31 protein-coding genes, 1 tRNA gene, 1 pseudogene and 1 riboswitch are annotated in these 21,366 nt (G+C 68.5%); of the genes and pseudogenes, 17 read left to right on the plus strand and 16 right to left on the minus strand.

Features of this window, described 5'->3' with window-relative positions; translation table 11 throughout:
• Positions 1 to 4: 4 nt before the first annotated feature.
• From HEQ75_RS04760 to HEQ75_RS04770, 3 genes are all read right to left on the minus strand, one after another.
• The gene (locus HEQ75_RS04760) at positions 5 to 982 is read right to left on the minus strand and encodes an ABC transporter substrate-binding protein (RefSeq protein ID WP_168027785.1); all 978 of its coding nucleotides are present in this window, start codon (positions 980 to 982) and stop codon (positions 5 to 7) included.
• Positions 979 to 1,746: an ABC transporter permease gene (locus tag HEQ75_RS04765; RefSeq protein WP_168027786.1), complete on the minus strand. Its 768-nt coding sequence runs from the start codon at positions 1,744 to 1,746 to the stop codon at positions 979 to 981. Before HEQ75_RS04765 ends, HEQ75_RS04760 begins: the two co-directional genes overlap by 4 nt.
• Positions 1,746 to 2,492 (minus strand): ABC transporter ATP-binding protein, encoded by a 747-nt coding sequence (locus HEQ75_RS04770; RefSeq protein ID WP_235961272.1) that lies wholly within the window; start codon positions 2,490 to 2,492, stop codon positions 1,746 to 1,748. Before HEQ75_RS04770 ends, HEQ75_RS04765 begins: the two co-directional genes overlap by 1 nt.
• A riboswitch (TPP riboswitch) is annotated at positions 2,483 to 2,590 on the minus strand. It overlaps the preceding gene by 10 nt.
• 199 nt (positions 2,591 to 2,789) lie before the next feature.
• Between HEQ75_RS04770 and HEQ75_RS04775 the strand changes: the two genes are divergently transcribed.
• The 5 genes from HEQ75_RS04775 (at position 2,790) to HEQ75_RS04795 (ending at position 6,699) form a co-directional block, all read left to right on the plus strand.
• Entirely contained in the window at positions 2,790 to 3,350 is a 561-nt protein-coding gene (locus tag HEQ75_RS04775) for a manganese efflux pump MntP (protein ID WP_168027787.1), read from the plus strand.
• A gap of 26 nt (positions 3,351 to 3,376) precedes the next feature.
• On the plus strand, positions 3,377 to 4,528 hold the full coding sequence (locus HEQ75_RS04780) for an acetoin utilization protein AcuC (protein ID WP_168027788.1): 1,152 nt from the start codon (positions 3,377 to 3,379) through the stop codon (positions 4,526 to 4,528).
• Entirely contained in the window at positions 4,525 to 5,007 is a 483-nt protein-coding gene (locus HEQ75_RS04785) for a DUF192 domain-containing protein (protein ID WP_168027789.1), read from the plus strand. Before HEQ75_RS04780 ends, HEQ75_RS04785 begins: the two co-directional genes overlap by 4 nt.
• A gap of 55 nt (positions 5,008 to 5,062) precedes the next feature.
• A tRNA-Pro gene (locus HEQ75_RS04790) sits at positions 5,063 to 5,136 on the plus strand.
• Between the two features lie 174 nt (positions 5,137 to 5,310).
• Positions 5,311 to 6,699, plus strand: coding sequence for a tyrosine-type recombinase/integrase (locus tag HEQ75_RS04795; RefSeq protein WP_168027790.1), 1,389 nt, complete (start codon positions 5,311 to 5,313; stop codon positions 6,697 to 6,699).
• Here HEQ75_RS04795 and HEQ75_RS04800 read toward each other — a convergent pair.
• Genes HEQ75_RS04800 through HEQ75_RS04835 form a run of 8 tightly spaced genes read right to left on the minus strand, consistent with a single transcriptional unit; the run spans position 6,653 to position 9,896 of the window.
• Complete coding sequence (locus HEQ75_RS04800; protein ID WP_168027791.1) at positions 6,653 to 6,925, minus strand: hypothetical protein; 273 nt, start codon at positions 6,923 to 6,925, stop codon at positions 6,653 to 6,655. The genes HEQ75_RS04795 and HEQ75_RS04800 overlap by 47 nt on opposite strands.
• Positions 6,926 to 6,981: 56 nt before the next feature.
• The gene (locus HEQ75_RS04805; protein WP_168027792.1) at positions 6,982 to 7,848 is read right to left on the minus strand and encodes a recombinase RecT; all 867 of its coding nucleotides are present in this window, start codon (positions 7,846 to 7,848) and stop codon (positions 6,982 to 6,984) included.
• The gene (locus HEQ75_RS04810; RefSeq protein ID WP_168027793.1) at positions 7,845 to 8,219 is read right to left on the minus strand and encodes a MarR family transcriptional regulator; all 375 of its coding nucleotides are present in this window, start codon (positions 8,217 to 8,219) and stop codon (positions 7,845 to 7,847) included. The genes HEQ75_RS04805 and HEQ75_RS04810 overlap by 4 nt, the downstream gene beginning before the upstream one ends.
• Positions 8,216 to 8,668 carry a hypothetical protein gene (locus tag HEQ75_RS04815; protein ID WP_168027794.1) on the minus strand — a complete coding sequence of 151 codons (453 nt, stop codon included), beginning with the start codon at positions 8,666 to 8,668 and terminating at the stop codon, positions 8,216 to 8,218. The genes HEQ75_RS04810 and HEQ75_RS04815 overlap by 4 nt, the downstream gene beginning before the upstream one ends.
• A complete protein-coding gene (locus HEQ75_RS04820; protein ID WP_168027795.1) occupies positions 8,661 to 8,825 on the minus strand; it encodes a hypothetical protein in 165 nt (54 codons plus the stop codon). The genes HEQ75_RS04815 and HEQ75_RS04820 overlap by 8 nt, the downstream gene beginning before the upstream one ends.
• Positions 8,822 to 9,259: a hypothetical protein gene (locus HEQ75_RS04825; protein WP_168027796.1), complete on the minus strand. Its 438-nt coding sequence runs from the start codon at positions 9,257 to 9,259 to the stop codon at positions 8,822 to 8,824. The genes HEQ75_RS04820 and HEQ75_RS04825 overlap by 4 nt, the downstream gene beginning before the upstream one ends.
• Entirely contained in the window at positions 9,259 to 9,546 is a 288-nt protein-coding gene (gene acpP, locus HEQ75_RS04830; protein WP_168027797.1) for an acyl carrier protein, read from the minus strand. The genes HEQ75_RS04825 and acpP overlap by 1 nt, the downstream gene beginning before the upstream one ends.
• 53 nt (positions 9,547 to 9,599) lie before the next feature.
• On the minus strand, positions 9,600 to 9,896 hold the full coding sequence (locus HEQ75_RS04835) for a hypothetical protein (protein ID WP_328733414.1): 297 nt from the start codon (positions 9,894 to 9,896) through the stop codon (positions 9,600 to 9,602).
• Positions 9,897 to 10,046: 150 nt separating this feature from the next.
• Here HEQ75_RS04835 and HEQ75_RS28105 point away from each other — a divergent pair.
• Positions 10,047 to 10,392 (plus strand): annotated as a pseudogene (locus tag HEQ75_RS28105) (transposase); the annotation flags it as partial.
• Between the two features lie 76 nt (positions 10,393 to 10,468).
• Positions 10,469 to 11,530: a ParA family protein gene (locus HEQ75_RS04845; RefSeq protein ID WP_168027799.1), complete on the plus strand. Its 1,062-nt coding sequence runs from the start codon at positions 10,469 to 10,471 to the stop codon at positions 11,528 to 11,530.
• A 37-nt stretch (positions 11,531 to 11,567) separates the two neighbouring features.
• On the opposite strand, the gene HEQ75_RS04850 is transcribed toward HEQ75_RS04845, so the two are convergent.
• Together HEQ75_RS04850 and HEQ75_RS04855 are read right to left on the minus strand one after the other, a co-directional pair.
• Positions 11,568 to 11,984, minus strand: coding sequence for a hypothetical protein (locus tag HEQ75_RS04850; RefSeq protein ID WP_168027800.1), 417 nt, complete (start codon positions 11,982 to 11,984; stop codon positions 11,568 to 11,570).
• Positions 11,985 to 12,117: 133 nt separating this feature from the next.
• On the minus strand, positions 12,118 to 12,837 hold the full coding sequence (locus HEQ75_RS04855; RefSeq protein ID WP_168027801.1) for an XRE family transcriptional regulator: 720 nt from the start codon (positions 12,835 to 12,837) through the stop codon (positions 12,118 to 12,120).
• A gap of 87 nt (positions 12,838 to 12,924) precedes the next feature.
• On the opposite strand from HEQ75_RS04855, the gene HEQ75_RS04860 reads away from it, so the two are divergent.
• Complete coding sequence (locus tag HEQ75_RS04860) at positions 12,925 to 13,245, plus strand: hypothetical protein (RefSeq protein ID WP_168027802.1); 321 nt, start codon at positions 12,925 to 12,927, stop codon at positions 13,243 to 13,245.
• A 150-nt stretch (positions 13,246 to 13,395) separates the two neighbouring features.
• On the opposite strand, the gene HEQ75_RS04865 is transcribed toward HEQ75_RS04860, so the two are convergent.
• Positions 13,396 to 13,653: a hypothetical protein gene (locus tag HEQ75_RS04865; RefSeq protein WP_168027803.1), complete on the minus strand. Its 258-nt coding sequence runs from the start codon at positions 13,651 to 13,653 to the stop codon at positions 13,396 to 13,398.
• A gap of 224 nt (positions 13,654 to 13,877) precedes the next feature.
• On the opposite strand from HEQ75_RS04865, the gene HEQ75_RS04870 reads away from it, so the two are divergent.
• The 9 genes from HEQ75_RS04870 (at position 13,878) to HEQ75_RS04910 (ending at position 18,617) form a co-directional block, all read left to right on the plus strand.
• Positions 13,878 to 14,276: a hypothetical protein gene (locus tag HEQ75_RS04870; protein ID WP_168027804.1), complete on the plus strand. Its 399-nt coding sequence runs from the start codon at positions 13,878 to 13,880 to the stop codon at positions 14,274 to 14,276.
• Between the two features lie 160 nt (positions 14,277 to 14,436).
• Positions 14,437 to 14,727: a DUF2312 domain-containing protein gene (locus HEQ75_RS04875; RefSeq protein ID WP_168027805.1), complete on the plus strand. Its 291-nt coding sequence runs from the start codon at positions 14,437 to 14,439 to the stop codon at positions 14,725 to 14,727.
• A gap of 73 nt (positions 14,728 to 14,800) precedes the next feature.
• A complete protein-coding gene (locus HEQ75_RS04880; protein ID WP_168027806.1) occupies positions 14,801 to 15,037 on the plus strand; it encodes a hypothetical protein in 237 nt (78 codons plus the stop codon).
• Positions 15,034 to 15,381: a hypothetical protein gene (locus HEQ75_RS04885; protein WP_168027807.1), complete on the plus strand. Its 348-nt coding sequence runs from the start codon at positions 15,034 to 15,036 to the stop codon at positions 15,379 to 15,381. Before HEQ75_RS04880 ends, HEQ75_RS04885 begins: the two co-directional genes overlap by 4 nt.
• Positions 15,381 to 15,773, plus strand: a complete 393-nt coding sequence (locus HEQ75_RS04890) for a VRR-NUC domain-containing protein (protein ID WP_168027808.1) — start codon at positions 15,381 to 15,383, stop codon at positions 15,771 to 15,773. Before HEQ75_RS04885 ends, HEQ75_RS04890 begins: the two co-directional genes overlap by 1 nt.
• Before the next feature lie 59 nt (positions 15,774 to 15,832).
• Positions 15,833 to 16,153 (plus strand): hypothetical protein, encoded by a 321-nt coding sequence (locus HEQ75_RS04895; protein ID WP_168027809.1) that lies wholly within the window; start codon positions 15,833 to 15,835, stop codon positions 16,151 to 16,153.
• Between the two features lie 3 nt (positions 16,154 to 16,156).
• Positions 16,157 to 17,185, plus strand: coding sequence for a hypothetical protein (locus HEQ75_RS04900; RefSeq protein WP_168027810.1), 1,029 nt, complete (start codon positions 16,157 to 16,159; stop codon positions 17,183 to 17,185).
• Positions 17,182 to 17,979, plus strand: a complete 798-nt coding sequence (locus HEQ75_RS04905; RefSeq protein ID WP_168027811.1) for a hypothetical protein — start codon at positions 17,182 to 17,184, stop codon at positions 17,977 to 17,979. The genes HEQ75_RS04900 and HEQ75_RS04905 overlap by 4 nt, the downstream gene beginning before the upstream one ends.
• A complete protein-coding gene (locus tag HEQ75_RS04910; protein WP_168027812.1) occupies positions 17,976 to 18,617 on the plus strand; it encodes a DUF6456 domain-containing protein in 642 nt (213 codons plus the stop codon). Before HEQ75_RS04905 ends, HEQ75_RS04910 begins: the two co-directional genes overlap by 4 nt.
• A gap of 749 nt (positions 18,618 to 19,366) precedes the next feature.
• Here the strand turns inward: HEQ75_RS04910 and HEQ75_RS04915 are convergent.
• Complete coding sequence (locus tag HEQ75_RS04915; protein ID WP_168027813.1) at positions 19,367 to 20,557, minus strand: S1 family peptidase; 1,191 nt, start codon at positions 20,555 to 20,557, stop codon at positions 19,367 to 19,369.
• Positions 20,554 to 21,252 carry a hypothetical protein gene (locus HEQ75_RS04920; protein WP_168027814.1) on the minus strand — a complete coding sequence of 233 codons (699 nt, stop codon included), beginning with the start codon at positions 21,250 to 21,252 and terminating at the stop codon, positions 20,554 to 20,556. Before HEQ75_RS04920 ends, HEQ75_RS04915 begins: the two co-directional genes overlap by 4 nt.
• Positions 21,253 to 21,366: the final 114 nt, after the last annotated feature.

The following is a 21,366-nucleotide window of genomic DNA, read 5'->3' on the forward strand; positions in this document are numbered from 1 at the left end:
GGGCTCAGCGCGCAGCCGTAGCGGGCGGCAGCTCCACCGCATAGGTCTCCAGCGCCGGGACGCTGCGGATCATGCGGCGGTCGGCCAGGAAGCGGGCGAAGCGCTCGTAGCGGTTGCGGTCCAGCGCGCCGGGGCTCAGCGAGAAGCGGTTGGCGGTGCTGGCGAAGGCGCGGCGGTTCAGCTCGTTGTCCAGCTCCTTGCGCGGGCCGGCGATGAACAGGCGCCAGGATTCCTCGGGGTTGTTCACCAGGAAGTGCGTCGCGGCCTCCGTCGCATCGATGAAGCGGCGCAGCAGCGGGTCCCGGGCGCGGTCGCGATGGGCGATGTAGACCAGCTCGTCATAGGCCGGCATGCCGTACTGCTCGGGGAAGAAGGCCCGGCCGGGGCGGTTCTCCAGCTCCAGCTGGTGCAGCTCGAAATTCCGGAAGCCGCCCAGGATGGCATCCACCTGGCCGGACATCAGGGCCGAGGAGAGGCCGAAATTCACGTTCACCAGCCGGATGTCGGACAGGCCGAGGCCCACCGTCTCCAGCATCGCGCCCATCGTCACTTCCTCGAAGCCGGCGACGGAATAGCCCACGCGCTTGCCGCGCAGGTCCGCCAGGCTCCGCACCGGCCCGTCCCGCAGCACGGTCAGGGTGGAGAGCGGGGTGGCGACCAGCGTGCCGATCCGCATCAGGGGCAGGCCCTGGTCCACCGCCAGGTGCAGGTTCTTCTGGTAGTAGACGCCGATATCCCCGCGCCGCGCGCCGATCAGCCGCGGCGGGTCGTTCGGGTCGGCCGGCGCGACGATGCGGACATCGAGCCCGGCGCGGGCGAAGTCGCCGCGTTCCTGGGCGATGATGATGGGCGCGTGGTCCGGGTTGATGAACCAGTCCAGCAGCACCGTCAGCGGCTCCCGCGCCGGCTGGGCTTGCAGGGGCCCGGCGGCCGCCAGGGAGAGGGACAGCAGGCAGGCGAGCGCGAGCAGCAGGCGCTTCATGGCGTGACCTTTTCATCGAGAAGGGAATCGGGCTGCCAGGGGATGGCCCGGCGCAGCAGCCGGTCGGTGGCGAACCAGAGTGCCAGGGCCATCAGCATCAGCACGAACAGCGCGGCGAACATCACATCCGTCTGGCTGCGGCCATTGGCGTGCAGCATCAGGTAGCCGAGGCCCGCCGAGGCGCCGACCCATTCGCCGACCACGGCGCCGATCGGCGCCACGGCGGCCGCCACCCGCAGGCCGGAGGCGAGGCCCGGCAGCGCCGCCGGCACCCGCACCCGCCACAGCAGCGCGGCGCGGGAGGCGCCCATGGTGGCGCCGAGGTCGAGCAGCCCCGGCTCCGTCCGCCGCAGCCCGTCATAGAAGGCGGTGGCGACGGGGAAGAAGATGATGAGGGTGGCCATCGCCACCTTGCTGCCGATGCCGAAGCCCAGCCACAGCGTCAGCAGCGGCGCGATGGCGAAGACCGGGATGGCCTGGCTCATCAGCAGCAGCGGCAGCAACCAGCGCCGCCCGGCCGGCCAGGCGGCCAGCGCCAGCGCCATCAGGCAGCCCAGTGCCGTGCCCAGCGCCAGGCCCAGCAGGATCTCGCTGGCGGTGATCAGCGCGTGGTGCAGCAGGCTGTCCCAGCGATCCACCAGCGCCAGCGCGACCCGGGCCGGGGAGGGCAGCAGGAAGGGCGGCACCTCCGACCACCAGACGAAGCCCTGCCACAGCAGCAGCAGGCCGGCGGCGGCAACCAGGGCGCGCAGCAGGTTGGCCATCAGGCGACAGCCTCCGCCAGGCGTTCCAGCAGCGCGGCCTGGGCGGCGAGCAGGGCAGGGTCCGCGGCGGGCCGCGGCGGGTCGCCGCCGGGCGGCGCGAAGGCCGCGGGCGCCGCCGGGCTGCCGGACAGGACATAGATGCGGCCGGCCAGGCGCAGCGCCTCCATCGGGTCATGCGTCACCAGCAGCACGGTGCGCCCGGCCAGCAGGCGGGCCGAGAGGCTCTGCAGCCGGTGGCGCGTCGGCGCATCCACGGCGCTGAACGGCTCGTCCATCAGGACGAAGGGGCGGTCTTCCATCAGGGTGCGGGCCAGCGCCACGCGCTGGCGCATGCCGCCGGAGAGTTCTGCCGGGCGCTTGGCGGCATCCGTCGGCGCCAGCCCGACCTGCGCCAGCAGCGCCCGGGCGCGGCCGAGATCCGGGGGCGTGCCGCGCAGATGCGCGCCGAAGGTCACGTTGCGCAGCGCATCGGCCCAGGGCGCCAGCAAATCCTGCTGCGCCATGTAGGCGATGCGCCCGGCCAGCTTCGCGCCATCCTCCGTCGCCAGGCGGCCGCCCGGCGGCAGGGCCAGCAGCCCGGCGGCCAGCCGCAGCAGGGTGGATTTGCCGGAACCGGAAGGGCCGAGCAGGACCGTCGTCGTGCCCCCCGGCACATCAAGCGTCATCGGCCCCAGCACGGGGCGCCCGCCGAGGGACAGGCCTTCGGGCAGATGCAGGCGGAATCCGGGCGTGACAAGGCTGGGCAAGACACCGTTCCCTTCGCCGGCATGACCCGGATCAGGTTCGTGGGGTCGCGGGGATTGCCCCGCCTCTCAGCCCCCAATGGGCTCCCCCCGATGACGCTTCGATGTATGCGGCGCCGCCGCCGGGCTGGCAAGGGGGGCGGGCCGCGGCCCGGAATCCTGCCAGCCTCCCGCATCTGTAGCCAGGGCAGCAAGGTTCAGATTGCGCTACAAGTATCTGTTTTTGCAAGAGAAAATTTGACCTGCCGCACCGGCGGGGCTATGCCGCCGGCCGCACCACCCACGGACTCGCCCCCCCTGATGTCTCCCGCCGCCATCCTGGTGCTGGCCTTCGGCATGTCCGTCGACGCCTTCGCCGCCGCCCTCAGCCGTGGCGCCACCGCGCCGCGCGTGCGGGCGCGGGACGCGGTGCGCGCCGGGGCGGTGTTCGGCCTGGTGGAAACCGCCACCCCGGTGATCGGCTGGGGGCTGGGCGCGCTGGCGGCGTCCTCCATCGCCGCGGTGGACCATTGGGTGGCCTTCATCCTGCTGGGCCTGGTGGGCGCGCACAGCCTCGCCGCCGCGCTGCGCCGGCCGGATGCCGCGGCGCCGCCCGCCCGGCCGCGGCGCTGGCTGCTGCTGGCCACCGCGCTCGGCACCAGCATCGATGCCATGGCGGTCGGCGTTTCGCTCGCCGTGCTGGGGGCGGAGATCTGGCTGATCGCGCCGGCCATCGGCCTGGCCACCTTCCTCATGGCGACGGGCGGCATGTTCGCCGGGCGGCTGCTGGGCAGCCGGGCCGGGCGCTATGCGGAGGGCTTTGCCGGGCTGGCGCTGATCGGCCTCGGCACCTCCATCCTGCTGGAGCATCTGGTGGGCTGAGCCGGGCCGAGCCATCCTCCGCGGCGATGCGCCCCCTGCTGATCGGCTCCGAGATCTATCGCGGCTCCACCTACGGACCGAAGCACCCGCTGGCCATCCCGCGGGTCTCCACCACCCTGGACCTGATCCGCGCCATGGGCTGGCTGGCGCCCGGCCAGTACCGGGACAGCCCGCGCGCCACGCCGGCCGAACTCTCCCGCTTCCATACGCCGGACTACATCGATGCCCTGATGCAGGCAGAGGCGACCCAGGCGGTGGACCCCGCGCATCGCGCGCGCCACCGCATCGGCGCCGATGGCAACCCGGTGTACCGCGAGGTCTTCTCCCGCCCCGCCACGGGGGCCGGCGGGGTGATGCTGGCGGCGGAACTGACCCTGGGCGGCGGGGTGGTGCATGTGCCGGGCGGCGGCACGCATCACGGCCAGCCGGACCGCGCCAGCGGCTTCTGCTACCTGAACGACGCGGTGCTGGGGCTGCTGCGCTGGCTGGATCTCGGGCTGGACAACATCCTGTACCTGGACATCGACGCGCATCACGGCGACGGCGTGGAGCAGGCCTTTGCGGGCGATGAGCGGGTGTTCACCGTCTCCGTCCATGAGGCGGGACGCTGGCCCCATACCGGGCCGGCGGAGAATCGGGCAGGGGGCCACGCCCGCAACCTGCCGGTGCCGGAAGGCTTCAACGACAGCGAGATGGATTTCCTGCAGCGCCACGCCGTCCTGCCGATCCTGCGGCAGCGCCGTCCGCAGGCGGTGATGCTGCAATGCGGGGCGGACGCCATTGCGGAGGACCCGCTCTCGCGCCTCGCGCTCACCAATGCGGCGCATCGCGGCATGGTGCAGGCGCTGATGGGCCTGGTGCCAAGGCTGATCGTGCTGGGCGGCGGCGGCTACAACCCCTGGTCCGTGGCGCGCTGCTGGGCCGGGGTCTGGGCCACGCTGAACCGCCTGCCGATCCCGCCCCGCCTCCCGCCGGCGGCGGAGGCCGTGCTGCGCGGCCTGGCCTGGACCCGCAGCGCCGGGCGCAACCCGCCGGAACACTGGTTCACCAGCATCGCCGATGCGCCGAAGCCGGGGCCGGTGCGGCCGGAGATCCGTGCCCTGGCGGCGCAGACACTGGAGGACCTTCCCGAACCGTCACTCGGCAGCGCCGCGCCGGGTGCTATACTGCCGGCATGATCACACGCCGCCCCCTTTTCGCCGCCCTCGGCCTGCTGTTCGCCTCCGCCGCCCGCGCCCAGCCGGGGGTCGACCGCCCGCAGCCGCGGCTGCCGACCGAGCGGCTGGTGATCGTCGGGCGCGACGGCACCCGCCATGAGTTCCAGGTGGAAATGGCGGTCAGCCCGGACCACCAGATGATCGGCCTGATGTTCCGCCCGACCGTCGCGGCGCAGGAGGGCATGCTGTTCGACTGGGGCAGCCCGCGGGAGAGCAGCATGTGGATGCGCAACACCATCGCGCCGCTGGACATGGTCTTCATCGCCGCCGATGGCCGCATCCACCGCATCGCGGAGCGCACGGTGCCCTACAGCCTGACCCCGGTCGACAGCCGCGGCCCGGTGCGCGCCACGCTGGAGTTGCAGGCCGGCATCACGGAGAGGCTGGACATCCGCGTCGGCGACCGCGTGCTGCACCCGATCTTCGGCACCGCACCCTGAACCCGGTGGGGCGCTCGCTTGCCGAGGCGCCGCCCGGCGCCTAGTTTCCCGCCGACGGGGTGTGGCGCAGCCTGGTAGCGCGCCTGTTTTGGGTACAGGAGGCCGTGGGTTCGAATCCCGCCGCCCCGATCCTTTTCCCCCTCTAAAGCACTGAATTTATTAGTAGTGACTTGCCGGGTCCGGTCGGGTTGAATCGCCGTTTCCGGGCACGAGTTGCCCCCTGCTGGTAGCCCGGTGGTAGCCCGGTGGTAGCCGAATCGCCCACGCGCTAGCTTCGGAAACCGGCTCGAGGCGGAGGCAACGGTGCGAATCGGCAAGCGATCCCTGGATGAACTCGCCAGGCGATGGGAAAAGGCTGCCGGAAACGGGGCCCCCATCGTCCGGGAGGTCCACTGGGACGACGAGCTGCGCGGCTTCGGGGTGCGCCGCCAGAACGACCGGTCCGTCTCCTTCGTCCTGAAATACCGGGTGAAGGGCGACCCCCGGCAGCGATTCCTCACCCTCGGCGAATGGCCCTCGGTCCATCCCGATTCGGCCCGCGAGGCGGCCCGCCAGGTCAAGGAGGCCGCGGCCCTCGGCCGGGACCTCGTCGCCGAACGCGAGGTGGTCGCGGCGCGCCTCGCCGCCGAGGCGGCCGAGCTGCGCCGCCGCGCGATTCCGATCACCGAGATCCTCAACGCCTGGCGCGCAACCCTCGAAGCCGAGCGGGACCGCAAGGCGGCAGCCGGCATCTCGGTGGTCAATGAGCGCGAGCTGCTGCGGCTCGAGGCGCGCCATCTCCGACCCTTCGTCGCCGGCGCCACGGTCGGCAGCTTCGACCCGGATAGCCTGCAGGCCCTCCTGGACCGCCAGACCGGGCATTCGGCCGCCCTGAACCTCCGCACCCTCATCGGTCGCATGGCCCGCTTCGCGCGCTCCTGGCTGCTGGAGCGTGGCATCACCGTCGACTGGCAGCGCCGCTACACGGTGGCCCAGGCCAAGCCGCCCGGCCGCGACCATCGCTACAGCCTGGAGGAGGCGGCGCGTCTCTGGATTGCCGCCGGCACGCTCGGCCGGCGCGGCGCGCTGGTCCGCTTCCTGCTGCTGACCGCCGGCCGGCGGACGGAGTGTGCGGGGCTGCGGTGGTCGCAGATCATCTTCGAGCACCCGACGCTCGGCAGCCACTACGAGCTGCAGGCGGCGCTCGTGAAGCACAAGCGGACCACCCGCGTGCCGCTCTCCGCCCCCGCCGTGGCCCTGCTGCGCTGGCTGCCGCCGCGGGAGACCAGGCGGGCAGGGGAGACGGATCTGGTGTTCGCCGGCCGCGGCAACCGCCCGGTCGGCGGATGGACCGATGTCCGCCGCGCCTTGCTGCGGGCCGCCCGGGTGCCGGACGGCACCTTGCACGACATCCGCCGGACGGTGGTCTCCACCCTCGGCGACCATGGGTGGGAGCCGGCCGTGGTGGACCGCCTGCTCAACCACGCCGGCTCGGCAACCATGTCCGGCGTGATGGCGGTCTATCAGCGGTCGGAGCTCTGGGATCAGCAGCGCCGGGCGCTGGATGCGTGGACCGACCTGCTGATGAACGAGGTTGCGAAGGCCAGCAGGAAGGAACCGGGCCCCGGCAGCTGGGGCTTCACGGAGCCGTTCCAGGATGCGCAGATCAGCCGCCCGCGTCGGCCTCGACGCGCCCTTTCGGCTGCAGCCTGATGACGGCCTGCCCGCGGCAGCGCGTCACCGGCACCACGGCATCGGCGAGCCAGGCGGCCAAGTCCGTCTCTCGATAGTAAACATACTTTCCCATCCGGCTATAGGGCGGCCCCTTGCCCCCATTCGCCAGGTCGCGCAGGTGGACCGCGGTGATGTGCCGGAAGCCCCGCCCTTCGCACCAGGCTGCGGCGGCCTTGCGGTCGAGCCACCGGACGTTATTGGCCATGCTTCAGGGCCTCCCCATGGTGCCGGCGGAGCCGGCCGGTGTGGTGTCCATCTCGGTCATGCCGCGCTCCGCAGCGCCTGGGTGATGTCCGCCAGCTGGTCGCGCAGCCATTTCGGCTGGCGCGCCAGGCCGTTCAGCCGGTTCAGCGCCTCCCGGGCGGTGTCGCGGGCGCGGGCGGCCTCGGGCACCGTCTCGCCGATCGGCCACGGCGCCAGGCGCCCGTCACCGCAGGCCCGGTCGATCACCCGCCGGCACCGCTGCACCGCCGGCCAGCGTTGCGGCATCTCGGCGAGCATCGGTTCCGCGGCCGCCGCGATGCACATCAGCCTGGCCAGGTCGCAGGCGGACCCGTCCGCGGGGGCTTTGCGCTGCGCCAGCCGCGCCTCCGCCTCCGCCCGCGTCACAACGGCGCTGCGGTTCTCGCGGTGCCGATTGGCGGTGGCATAGACGAAGATCCAGTCGGCTTCGTCCTGGTCGCGCGGCGGCGCGCTGACCAGGATCTGCGGGCCGCTCTCGTGCTCGATCCGCCGATAGTCGTCGCCCCGGTGGACCACATGTGCCAGCAGCATGCTGCAATTGACGGTGCGGACGATGGCGCCCGTCATGCCCCGGCTGAGCACGCGGAGCGTCAGCCGGCCGCCCGCGGCCGGCTCGATGGTGGCTTCCATCCAGTCGAGCGTCAGGCCGAGCAGCGCGGCTTCCACGGCAACCGCGGCGACGGCCTGCGGATCCTCCTCGAAAAGCCAGGGTGCGCGGTACTGCGCGCGGTGTTCGACCTCCCGCACGAACTCTCGCGGGCGGGGCTGGTCGGGCAGCAGATGGGCGACCCGACCGACCTGATCGGTCAGCGCCGCCAGCAGCGCCTGGCGCTTGCGCGGCTGGATGATCGGGGTGGGTGGGAACAGCGGATCCTGGAGGCTCATGCCGCACCCCCCGTCGGTGCAGCCGGCGGCTGCGGCGCCAAGGCCGCGCAGATCTCCGCCAGCCGCTGCTCCCCGCCCGGTGTGGCGGAGATGGTGACCTGGCGCAGGTCGGAGCGGCTGGTGCGGCGCTGCACCAGGCCGAGCGCCGCCAGCCGGTCGGTGGCGCGGGTGATGGAGGGTTTGTTCACCCGCATCGCCTCCGCCATGTCCTTCACGGTGCGCAGGCGCTCCGGGCCGGTGGCGGCCAGGACCAGCACGGCAAGTTCGCGAAAGGACAAGCTGCGATCCGGGGTCAGCAGCCCGGTGTCGCGCAGCCGCCGGACCAGCCCGGCGCGGGCGGCGGCGTCCTCGGGCAGGGCCATCGGCGTCATGCGGCGTTCCGGTCCGCACGGCGCTGCGGTGGCAGGGCCGGCGCAGGGCCAGCCAGTTCGGCCAGCAACGCCTCGCCCAGCCGCCAGACGGCATCGCTGGTGGCGCTGTCCGGGCCCAGCAGGCGGTCGGACAGGTCGAAGGCCTGGCGCGCAAGGGCAGCCACGCGCCGGCGCAGGCATGGCTCCGTCTCCGGCACCGCCGGCAGCGCCTGCAGCAGCCGCGCCGCCTCCGACTGCCGCACCAGCACATCGCTGCGCGCTTCCAGCTGCGCCTGCCGCAGATGCTGCGGCATCCAGCTGCCGAGCCCACGACCACGCCCGAGATAGACGGCGAAAGTGACGACGTCACGCGGCACCGTGCCGCCGCCGGGCAGCCGCGCCGCCCAGGTGAGATAGGCGCGAGCGATGTCGAGGAAGGCGCCATCCGCGGCGCGGCTGGCGTCAGGCATCGACGGTCTCCTCCAGGATCCTGAAGCTGTGTGTCGGGTGCCGGTACTGCTGGTCGCGCGCGAAGGTCAGGACCGCCGGCCGGCCGATGCCGGCGAAGACGTCGCGCGCCACCTCCGCACCGCGGCCGTCGCGCCAGATGACGATGTAGCGGGTCATGCCGCGCGTTCCTGCGCCGGTGCCACGCCATCGGCGGCGGTCAGCAGATCCTCGATCTGCCGGGCGACGGTGGCATTGGCCTCGGCCTTGGCATGGTCGGGCTTGGCGCGGTGGTGGCGTTCATAGGCGCGGAAGGTGGCCGCGGCGCGGCGCAACGCCGCCAGCATGGCTGGCGCCAGGGCCATGGCGCGGGCGAAGGCCGCGGCCTGCTGCCGCGCCTCGCCGGCGCTACTGGTTGTCGGCAGGCCCCACACCTCCGCCACGCGCAGCGAGGTGCCGGCGAGGTAGACGGAGCGGCCATCGGCCTCCCACCGCATGTCGTCCGGGATCAGGTGGCCGGGCGTGGCATCGGGCGGGGTGCGCTCCTCCATGAGGGCGCGCGGCGTCTCGGGTGATGCCAGGCGCCGGGCAAGGCCGGGCGGGAAGGGGCGCATCACGCGGCCTCCGCCGGCGCGGCGCTGGTGCGGGCGACCAGGGCGGCGATGTCCTGCACGGTGGTGCAGGCATCGGCCTCCTCGTCGGTGATCTCGACGCCGAAGGTCTCCTCGACGGCTATCACCAGCTCGATGCGGTCGAGGCTGTCAGCGCCGAGATCCTTGGCGAGCCGGGCCTGCGGCGTGACCGCCCTGGCGTCGGCGCCGAGGTGCTCGACGATGAGCATGGTGACGCGGCTGAGGATGGAGTCCGGGCGCGGCGCAGGGGCCGCGTTGGGCGTCGTCATGGGCGGGTTCTCCCTGGCGGGGCTTGGGCGCGATGGGCAGGGGATGGCGCGCGCTAGGCGGCGAACTCGCCGCGCTTGAAGTAGGCGTCGGTGACGCTGGCGAGGCGGCTGTTCCAGTGCGCCAGGGTTTCGGCCCTGGCCCAGAGGAAGGCCTCCGGATCGGCGCCGAAGTGGTCGTCGCTCATCTGCTGGAGTTCGGCGACCATGGCATCGAAGCGCGCCTTCTGGGCGAGGAAGGCGGCGAGGCTGGCCTGCTGGCTTCGGGCGGCGCGTGTCGGGGCGGCGCGCGGTGTCAGCCGGGCGAGGTTGTCGCCCGGGTGCCGACGGGTGAGACCAGGTGCGCTACACACGGGGAGATGTCTCCTGTTGATGGGGGAAACATCACCCATTACGCTGTTGCGCGCAAGGGGAACCATCTCCCAGTGCTCAGCAACTTGCGCCGACCGGCACTTCGGCCATGCGACAACCAGGGCGGCCACAAGGCCGATGCCATCAACTTCATCCGCGAGACTGTGGCGTCCGGCTCAGTGGTGCACGCGGACAAAGCGGCCGGCTTGGACAAGCTGCACGCCTTCTACGAAGCGAAGCGGATCAACCAGCCTGTGGCTTACAGCCTCAACGGCGCGTGCACCAACCAAGCCGAAAGCTTCCTCTCCCGCCTGCGCAGCGCGGAGTGGGGCCAGCACCGTCACATCAGCGGGCAAGTACCTTGCCGCCTACGCTGTCGAGATGGCGTGGCGCGAAGGTAACCGCCGCCGCTCGAATGGCGCGCTGCATGGCTTGGCAGCAGCCGCGGCTCTCGCGCATCCGGTGTCGCGGGTATGGGCCGGCTACTGGCAGCGGTAGGGCCGATTTGGTAACACTACCTCCACAGAATCTGCCACAACGGCACACGAGAGTGCGCTGATATGGGGAATGCGCGATGCCGAGCTACGCCTTGTGGAACAATAAGGGCGGCGTTGGGAAAAGCTACTTAACTTTTCAAATCGCCTGCCAGTACGCGATAACTCATCCTGAACAGAAGATTCTTGTTCTGGATCTCTGTCCGCAGGCGAATTCATCGATAATGCTTTTAGGCGGCATGGAGCGCGGTGAGAGGGTTCTTGACGGCTTAGCGACGACAGCACCCAAAAAGACTATTTCCGGGTACATCGAAGATCGCCTGCGGAATCCGTATGCCAGCCCAAAAACTGGATCGACATACGTCATTCAGCCACAAAGCCAAAACAAGTATATTCCAGACAACGTGTATCTGGTGGCCGGTGACGAAGAGCTCGAAATTCAGAGCTCAAGAGTTTCCAACGCAACGCGCCCCGGCCCGCCGGACGCATGGAGAGTCGTGCATAGCTGGATAGCCGACCTGATTTCTGATATTAAGGATTCGTGGGGTGGTCAAGAAACAACAGTATTTATTGACTGCAACCCAAGCTTCACTATTTACACTGAGCTCGCCTTGTCTGCCACAGACAGAATTATTATTCCTTTTTCTGCAGACGGTTCATCCAAGCGTGCCGTAAGGGCTGTTTTGGCTCTACTTTATGGAATAAATAGAAATCCAGGAACCCAACAATCCGAATTTTCTCTAAACTCTAAGACCCACCGCTTAACGGTTCCGGAAATATACTGCTATGTGGGAAATCGACTGACGCGAGCCAATAGTTCTTCTGCAAAAGCGTTTCGCTCTGTAGTATCTTCGATTGGAGAAGAAATATGGAAGGTGTGGATTAGCAAACCTAGCCTCTTTTGTATCCATCCAACCGGTGTTGGGGCGCCATCAGGGAAGAGGGATTTCAAGGCTATGTTTCAAGCGGAGATAAGCGATGCCAATACTGCATCGGTTGTTTCCGGTGCGCTTGGCATCCCGATCACTAAGCTGACCGCAGGCGATAAGACGATGCCTGACGGAAGCACTGCTCATGTGAATGACTCCCAGCTGCAACAGCAGCAGCCAAGCATTCGAAGTTTTGTCGCGACGATAGAGTGAATGATGGCGGGATGGCGCAAAATCATCCCGCCAAGGTCTAATTTATGCCCCCTGTGGCGGCCGTCATCTCTCTCGCCATCCCATTCGTCCGCTGGTAGCGAAGCGCCATCCGGACGCGCTTCGCCATGAGGCTGCGGAGCCCCTTGTCGCTGGCGTCTAGCCCGCGCTCCGCGATGACGCGCTTTGCAAGCTCGGCCGCCAAGAGCTGCTCACCCGCGACGCGCAAAGCGTCCAAAACAGCCCAGCTGTGTGAACCGGTTTCCGCAGGCGTCTGCGCGCGCCGGTAGCGCGGCCGGATATTCCCTACCGGGTATTCGGGATCGAACTGGCGGATTACCGCGTCGAGGCTGGCTAGGTCGCCGTGCAGATGCTGCACAAGGCCTTGGGCCTTCTCCAGATCGCCGAGCAGCTCGGCGCTGCGCTTCACCAGCGCAGGGAGAGCTTGGTCGGCCATCGATCGTCACCTCGTTGCATGAGGCGCGATGATTGCATGCTTGCTCGTCAGCAATCATGTTTTGCTAGGTGTGCTTGCTACATAATCGGAAAATCCGGCGTTCAGCGAAGCGGTATGAGGAGCCCCGGGGCTTTCACTTCCACTGCCATTTCCCGATCACCCGCCCGTTGATGTGCACCTCTGATAGGAGACGCTCATAGGGCGGATACGCGGGGTTGATACTGGAAATACGGATGAGTGGTGGGTCCTCGCCCATCAGGAGCTCGACCCGCTTCAACACCAGACCGAAGCCATCCCAAAGTACGTAGACTCCAGGCGGGGAAGGGATTCTGTGCGATGTGTCGACCGCGACACGCTCGCCTGCAGGGTACTCCGGTTCCATGCTGTCACCAGCCACGCGGACGATCCGCACCTGCTCCGGGGAGGCTGTGAAGGCGCGAAGATAGTCGCCCGGCATTGCCCAGTGTGCAACGACGGCATGACCGCCGGAGGCATCGAGTTCGGTTATCTCGCCGCCGCCGCCTGCATGCGGCCGCACATCGAACTCGGCGATCCTGACCATCCCTGGCGCAGGAGGCTCCACTTCCGCTCCCCCCTTGACCGGCCTCGACCGCAGGCCTTGGGCGCCGCGCGAGACACCTGACGGCAAAGCCATCAGAGTTGCGACTGACCTCCCCATCGCCCGGGCCAGCGCCTGGACTGTGTCGCTACGCGGATTGCGCGACTTTCCTGTAAGGATCTGATTCACGGCCTTTTCGTTCACGCCTGCTCTGAGGGAGAGCTCGCGCTCGGCCATCCCGGTTTCGGTCAGATAGTCACGGATCGCGTCCCGGAGGGGGTCATTCGTCGTCATGTGGGGGAATATTCCCCGAATAATCGGGGGATGCACGGGAGAAGTATCCCCTTGCTGGCGGGTGAGTTTTCTCCCATCATCCCCCGCATGACCACGCGCCAACGCCTCCTTGAGAGCATCGACGGGTTCAGAGAACAGCACGGTTTGACCGAGCGCCAGTTCAGCCTGATGGCGACGCGCGACCATAAGTGGCTGAGCCGCCTCCGTCGCGGCCAAGTCTCGCTGTCTTCGATCGAGCGGGCCGAGGGCTTCATGTTTCGATACGCCACTGCAGCCGGCGCTCTCTCCTGTTGCACCGCTGCACGACCGTCGCCAGACGCCGACGCGGTCCAGCACGCCAACGACCAGGCGCCTCTGCGTGGCGAGGCGCCGCCGCCGGTGCGGCATCCAGCGTTGGAGGCGGCGTGATGCTTGCTGCGGCCCCCTCCGCGGACCCGGACGCGCTGCTGCGCCTCGAAGCCCGCATCGCCGTCCTGGAGGCCGACCTGCTGCGGCGCCAAGCGGCCGAGATGGCGCGGGACCAGTGGTACGCCGAAGCGACCGCGGCCCTTCATCGCCTCATCCCGCCAGGCCATCCGGATAAAGCCTGCGAACGTCGGAAGCAGGCAGATCGTGAGCCTGGCGAATGATGGACATGATTGCTTTCCCGCCATCCGTGGCCAGGGCGCCTTCGTACTGTGCGATCAGGCTGTCCAGGAATGTGCGCCTGGCCACATCCTCGCCGGCCATCACCGTCAGCGCATGGGTCAGAAAGGCTGCGGCGCTGCGGGTCTCCTGCCGCAGCTTCCGGATCTCGGCGCGCGTCTCGTCGTCCATTCTTTCCTCCCGTGGGCTCGGTTCTGCGCACGGCATCATCACGCATCCGGTACATCATCTCAATCGTTCCGTGCCCGGCCGGTCGGGGGTTGCCGCCCCCGCCGGTCGCCGCGGTTCGTCCCTGTCCTGTGCCCTCCATCCACCTGTTCCCAACACTCACGCCCAGGAACAGAACACGGAGGTCACCCACTGTGGCGGGTATTTCACCCACTGTGGCGGGCGCGATGTCTGACGCGCTGCCGCTTGACCTGGTCACCAGCCGCATCCGCACGGAGCTCGTGCGCGAGCGCGCGGCCGGGAACCCCTTGAAGGCGGCTTATCACGCCGTGGCGCGCCGCCTCGGCATCACCGCGCGGCGCGTACGCGCCTACCACCATGGCGAGGTCGAGGCCGAGGAGGTCCGCGCCCTGGAGCTCATCGCGGCGGATGCCGCGTGGCGCCGCGAAATCGAAACCATCAGGGCGCGCATCACCGCGCTGGAAGGCTGTTCGCGTGAGGAAGCTCGCCATGGCGATCGCGAGATGGCGGCGCGACGTCTGGACGCGCCAGGCGGCGATCTGCGCGGTGCAGGCCGAGCGCTGGCAGCGCCGGCTCATCCGCTGGCGGGGCTGGTAGCGCCATGACCGCCGCCGCATCGGATTCTCCGCTGGCCCCCCGGTGCCCCGAAAGGGGCCGGGCCGCGGCGGATGGCGCCTGGGCGCCTTGTACCCAGCGTTCCCTGTCCTCGGATGCCTCAACTGCGGGCCGCGCCGGGCGGCCTCGCTCCTTTTGCAGGGGGCGCCGATGAGCCGAGGCACGAACAAGGCCGGCCTGGATCCGCCGCAGCAGCCGGAGGCCGAGGTCGGCGGCATCGCCGTGGACCGCCTGCGCTCCATCATCGAGCGGGTGGAGCGGCTGGAGGAGGAGCGCAGGGCGCTCTCCGGCGACATCAAGGACATCTTCGCGGAGGCGAAGTCGGCCGGGTTCGACGTGAAGGTCATCCGGCAGCTGATCAGCCTTCGCAAGAAGGAACCCGCCGAGGTGGAGGAGCAGGAGACGCTGCTCGACCTCTATCGCCGCGCGCTGGGCATGTAGCCCGGGCGCGACGAGCCGCCGTAACCGAGATCGGGACCGAGACATGGAAGGCCTTCTTTCCCCGAAGCGGCCGATGAGCCCGCACGCCCAGCCGCCGGCACCAGCAAGCCGGGACCCGTGGCGCCAGGCGCCCGTGATCGCCCGCGCGCTGCTGGCCTGCGGCTTCGGCCTGGCGGCGGTGTCGCTGGGCCTGCTGGGTGTCCTGCTGCTGCTGACGCCCTTTGGCGCGCTGGCGCCGCCCGGCGTCGCGCTCGCCGGCGCGGTGCTGTGCGGCTGGCTTGCCTGGATCGTGCTGGGGGAGCGGCCATGACGCCGCGCCGCCTGCATGACGCGCTGCGCGATGCGCCGGTGCCCTCGGCCACGCTGCTGCGGCAGGCCTTCGCGCTGCTGCATCCGGAGGCCGAGCCCGCGCGCGCGGCGCGCTTCGAGCAGCTGCTGGAGGCGGCGGCCTGGTGGGATGCCGCGCGGCTGGTGGTGCCGGACGGGTTCCGGGTGTGCCTGTCGGAGCAGGCCTCGCCAGGCGGTTGGTGCGCCCTGGGCGTCGGGGTCTCCGCCGGCATCCGGCAATGGGTGCATCACGGCCGGGCACGAACGGTGCCGACGGCCATGTGCATCGCCGCCCTGGCGGCGCTGGATGCGGAGGCCGCCGGCTGATGGCCCGGCTGACGGCGCTGGAGCGGCAGGAGCAGCGGGCGATCCTGCGGTGGTTGGCGCTGGTGCTGCCCGCCGGCGCGGTGGTGCTCCATGTCCCGAACGAGGAGGCCAGCGGCTCCGCCGCCCGCGGCAAGGCGCTGCTGGGCGATGGCGTGCTGCCGGGCTGCCCGGATCTCTGCGTGGTCTGGCAGGGCCGCGCGCACTGGATCGAGGTGAAGCGCCGCGGCCGCCGGGCCGCGCTGCGCGCGACGCAGGAGGAAGCGCATCGGCGCCTGGCGCTTGCCGGCTGCCCGGTGGGCGTGGCGACGGGCCCGGAGGAGGCCGACGCGCTGCTGCGGGAATGGGGCGTGCCGCTGAAGCTGCCGCCGCCGGCATGGGGGAGGGCTGCATGAACTCCGCCATTCTGTCCCGGCGGCTGAAGGCTGCGAAGCACCGAGGAAGGAGACTGTCGATGTCGAACAACGAGCGCCCCGTCTACGTCAATGCCAAGGCCTGGCGTGCGCGTACCCGGCGCGTGAAGGATCTGCGTATTCAGGCCGTCGCGATGGAGATGCTCGGCGCATACACCGCCGGAGCCACGCTTGCCTTCACATTTGACCCGGAGGCCATTGCCCGCCTGGTCAGCTCTCCACGCGAGATGGTGAGCGCGGAGGATGTCCTGAACATGAAGGACGACCTCCTCCTCTTCTTCGTCGCCTTGCCTGACGGCCGCTGGGCGGCGAACCCCGAACTGTTCAGCGCGGTCGACGGCAACCCAGGCATGGAGAGCTGAAACATGGCACGCATCCGCAGCGTCCACCCGGGCCAATGGACCGATGAGGAATTCGTCTCGTGCTCGATGCCGGCACGCCTGCTGGCGCTGGCCCTGCGCAATGTGGCCGACGACCAGGGGGTGTTCGAGTGGAAGATGCTGACCCTCAAGATGCAGCTCTTCCCAGCGGACACCGTCGACATTGCCGCGCTGCTCGATGAGCTGGCGGCCTCGGGGCAGGTGCGGCGCTTCGCGGTCGGCGAGCGGCAGTTCGGCGCGATCCGGAACTTCCGCCGCTGGCAGCGCCCGGAGAAGCCGAAGCCGGTCCACCCGCTCCCCGACGAGATGCTGGCCTATGTCGGGCTCTCGGCGAGCGATCGCGTGCCCATCGATGACCGCCCTCCGCCGCGCCCGCGACGTGGCGGAGACGCCTCGGCGAACCATCATCCACCGATCGCCGGGGAAGCCCCGACCGGTCTCCGTGGCGGCGTGGAGGCGGCGTCGAGCCATCGGCGTGCGAGCGCCGCGGCATCCCCGACCGATCGCCACGATATCGACGGCCCGTCGCCGATCGGTCGCCGACCGGTCGCCGACTGGTCGGCGAAAGTCTTCGCAGAGGAAGGAGGAAGGAGGGAGACATCCTCCCTTCGGTCGGATGGCGTGGCGGCCTCGCCGCCGGCGCCGGTGGTGCCGCTGCCGGTGGATGCCCGGGGGGAGCTCTGGGGCAGCGGCCCGGCCAGGCTGGCCCGGATGACCGGCAAGCCCGACGCCGCCTGCCGCGCCATCCTCGGCCGCCTGCTGCGGGAGGCCCTCGACGATTGCGAGCTGGTGTCCCGCAAGCTGGCAGAGGCCGAGGCGCTGCGGGTGATCGACCCTGTCGCCTGGATCGAGGCCGCCATCCTCACCCACACCGGCCGGCGCGCCGCCGCGCTGCGGCCGGGGCAGGGGAGCGGCTTCGGCCAGGTGGTCCGGCAGATGCGCCAGGCGAGCCAGGCGACGGCGGGCCCGGGCTCGGTCTTTGACGGCACCGCCGAGGAGATGCCCGCGGCATGACGGCCCTTGCCACTCGACCCACCCGCCGCCCGGAGCCGGCGCTGCTGCCGGCCACCCCGCCGGCGCCGCGCCCGCCCAGCCCCGCTCTGGCGCAGGCCATGGCGCTCGCCCTGCGGGCCACGGAAAGCCGCCCGGACAACCCGGACCGGCTGAGCCAGGATCTGGCGCAGGCCGTCGCGGCCGAGGCGCGCCATCGGCTGGAGGCGACCGAGGCTGCGCTCGGCCAGCGGGCGGAGCCGGCGGCCATCCAGGCCTGGGTGATGCGCGTGATCGCCCTGATCGGTCATCCGCGCGACCCGGACGAGATCGCCGGGAAGCTGGCCGCGCTGACCGACCGGCTGGGCGAGCTGCCGCGGCGCTGCCTGACGAAGCGCAGCGCCGGGCTGGTTGCCGATGCCGCGGGCAACTTCTTCCCCTCGGCGCGGGACCTGGTCCGCCTGCTGCTGCCGGAGGCGTCCGACCTCGAGCATGAGCGCCGCCGCCTGCGCGCGATTCTGGCCAGGGCCGAACCGCCGCCGCGGCCGCCGGTGCTCACCGCCGAGGAGCGCGCGGCGATGAGTGCCAAGGCCCGGGCCTATGCCGCGGAGGTCGCGACGCTTGAGGCGGCGCGCAAGGCGGCGGAGTGCCGGGGCGAGCCGGCCGATGCGGCGGCGCGCCGGCGGGCGATGCAGCCGGAGACCTCGGAGGAGGAGATCCGGGCGATGGCCGCAACGGCGGGCGCCGGGGCGGCGCTGGCGCGCATGCGCCTGGTGGTGGCGGAGCGGCTGCGCTCCAAGGTCGGGAGCGCTGCATGATCAAGGACAGGACCAGGCTGCAGCAGGTGGTCAAGCCGGACCCGGACCTGCCCGACCCGAAGCGGCTGGACCGCCTGCGCGCCAAGGCCGGCGCGCTGGTGCTGCGGGAGATCGCCGCAGCCGAAACCGCCCGGCGGCGCGAGGCGGATCGGAAGGCTGCGCTGGCGAGCACCGGCACCGCCGGCGGTGCTGCGCCGCTGGTGGACCGGATCGCGGAGCCGGATCCCGAGATGCCGCGCCGCACGATCCTCCGCAACCGCGTGCACGACCCGCTGCGCGGCCTGCTGAAGCGGCGCGAGATCGAGCCCGCGCACTGGGCCGCGGCGGAGCGCTTCCGGGAGGCGTATGCGCTGGCGGAGGGCGCGCGCGAGGGTAGTGGCGGCGGACGCCTGGCGCCCTGGCAGCGCTGCCACTACGCGGCGCGGGTGGCCGATGCGCGGGCGGAGGTCCGGCGCAGCCTGGAGGCGGTGGGGCTGCGGCTGTCGCGGGTGTTCGTGGCGGTGGTGGTACAGCAGATGCCGCTGCGTGAGGTGGAGCGGGACCTGGCGGTGCGGAACGGGGCGGTGGTGGCGCTGGTGGTGGAGGCGCTGGAGAGGCTGGCGTCATTGCAGGCTGCGCGCAGCCAAAAGACCCTTTGAACAGATCAGCGGGTCGGTTCCCCTCCGCACTCCCGTCCTTGAAGCGCTGTCGGTCTTTCCGATGCGACCACCATCGGCTGCGCCTGGCGCCCTGCAGATTCGGAAAAACGCGAGCCGACGCTCGACCGCTACCATTCAAAATCAGTTTCTGTCAGCGCTGGCGCAAAGCCGCGTCGCCAGCGGGCTAGCGAAGATTCGACGCCTGGCTACCGTCGAGGATGAGCGCCGCCTAAAATCCGAAAGTAGAGCAAGACTACCGACTCGACGTCGGACAGTCGGGGATCAATTGTCGATCTCTGCTCTCGGAAACGATGCACCTGTTCGAAACGACATGCCTCATTACGTCAGACCTCATAGCGGGTGCTATTTGACGGATTCCCCTGTATGCGCCTTCCATTTCATCGCACAGGCTGCGATTTCCGATGACTATGAAAACGTCAAGCGGATATCCGCTGACTCTCCCGACCCGTATTCTTGAGACGTTTGTGTCTTGAAATATGGTGCGCTCAGGCCTTTGGGCCCAGAATTCGCCAAGTCTATTAACCATCACAAATCGAACGCAGCCATCCGAAGCAATTGCTTGGCTTTCGAGGCCGCTAAATGTGACCACAAAAGTATCTGTTTCGGAATCGACTGTCTCGATGGTGATTCCTGAAATGGCCACCCGCCCGCCTTGGCTTCCCGGGCGGCTCTGAGCCTGGGCAGAGAAGGGGACAAGAAGTGCCAGAAGAAGCAGGGCTGTTAGTCTGTCACGGAACATCTGTAATCCTCCTTATGTTCAAACGCCTTGTGTGCGTGATTTCATTTCCGATGATCTCGCATCCGCGCACTTCGATCTTTTCTCCTTGATGGAAGGCTATTTGGCGACTGTGGCGATTGCCGCGATCATCGGAAATAGAAACCTTAAGACGCCAAAAAGATCTCCCGGGGATCGTCTCAAAAATAGTATCTTGATTGCATCCACGGTTTCGATTGTGGGGTGATGTCAGTACCATATCAACGAATGTATCGTTTTCTCGGGATGAAATCGGAGCAAAAGGAAATCGTACCGCACCGTCGGTACGGTTAAATTCACCTTCAATCAAAAATGTGCAGCTTTGATCCAAAATGCAACTGGCTTCTTCTGGGCTTGGGGTCGCGCGAAATACGTCGCTTAGTCTACTGCATCGCTGAGGCAGCGTCGTTGGTGAAACTCGCGTCCAATTGCTATTCTGAACTGCATCAATCGGGATTGCCCAAGTAGCGGTTGCTCCAGTCCGAGGTACTCCCCCGTTGGCGACACCGATAACAAGACCCGCGTCATTGAAGACCGGTCCGCCGGAGTCACCATGGTGGATACCGCCTTGCAGGCTAAGGACCGGCTGGCGGATATCGGGGAAGCTCATTGAGCGAAGGTCCGTCATTTCGCCTGGAGGAAGATGCGACTCCATGAATGGCCCGAGTTCCCGCAAAAGGGCTCGGCTGTCCAAAACCGATGAAGCTCGGCCGGTGTGGCCCAGAACGGTGACCCACACTCCCCTTGCCAGTTGAGCATTATAGCTGGGTTGAAGTGGTTCGAGATATCTTTCGTGATGGCTCGCCAAACGCAGAAGTGCTAAATCGTGCCCGACGTGTGCCCAGATAATTTCTGTCCGATTTTCACCGTTTCCCACCCTGGGAGAAGGATTACTGAACCTATAGTAGATCTTCCCTTGGCCACAAACTGCATGAAGTGCTGTTAGAATACCGGTTGGTCCGCCTGGAAGTCGAAAAACAAAGCCCGTGCCTTGCATCACGCGGTTGGGTTGCTCACTCGGGCCGCAGGCATTCATAATGCAGCCTTCGAAGGTGATCTGCGCGACAGATCGACTATGGTTCGTAATCCAGCTGGTGCCTTGCCCGCTAGCGTCGATTGGCAGGGATAGGATGCAAAGCGCGGCAAAGAGGGTTACTGATTTCATCGTCCACAGGCCCCCAGACGCGCGGCCGATAGCAAGAATAAGCGAAACTGGCCTTCGTCCCAACCTGTAGGCACAGGGAGTTCACTCACCCACTTGTCGATGGCCTTAAACCGATCGCTGCGGCTTTCTCTTTGGTACTGAATGATAATGTTCGTATCGCTGAACAGCGAAGAATTCGGCGGGGGTTGCAGCAGCCGGTTCTGGCAGTCAAGCGGCAGGGTCCCTTGCGTGCTACTGAGATGGACGGGGATGGGATCCGAGCGAAGGGTCCAATCTGTCGTGAATGACGAGCCTGCCACGGTCCCCCCCTGCACGCCCTTGACAAGGGCATCGGCAATGTAGGAATTGTCCTTCCCAAGCTCCCTCAGCCGCATTATCAATTGATCGCCTGGGCTTGGTTGTTTGCTGCGCAAATAGACACCGCTAGCCATACCGATAAAAATTCCCGCCATAAGCGGAGTCGCAAATGCAAAAAAGATATGCCAGCGGGTAAATAGGTCTCGACGTGAGGACGCAGAACTACCGGCCAGGGCGGCGACAAGGGTGAGCGTTGCTGTGATACCCACGCCCGCGACGGGGCTCTCCGACAAGCCAACAAGAACGCCAGTCGTAACTCCAGTCAAAAGCCCCGCATTACGAGCACGCCGCCCGAAGATCGCTCCATAACCTGTTCTTACAGATGTGAAGTTGGCCAAGGTGTCCAGCTCCTACCCATCTCGTGATCAGCCTACCGCAGGCAAACAGCAGACTTCCAGTGAGAACATTGCGACATCCGATTCTTCCCGTGAACGGGATCGGCCCGTGATGAA

It is taken from the genome of Falsiroseomonas selenitidurans (assembly GCF_012103215.1).
Lineage (GTDB): Bacteria > Pseudomonadota > Alphaproteobacteria > Acetobacterales > Acetobacteraceae > Falsiroseomonas > Falsiroseomonas selenitidurans.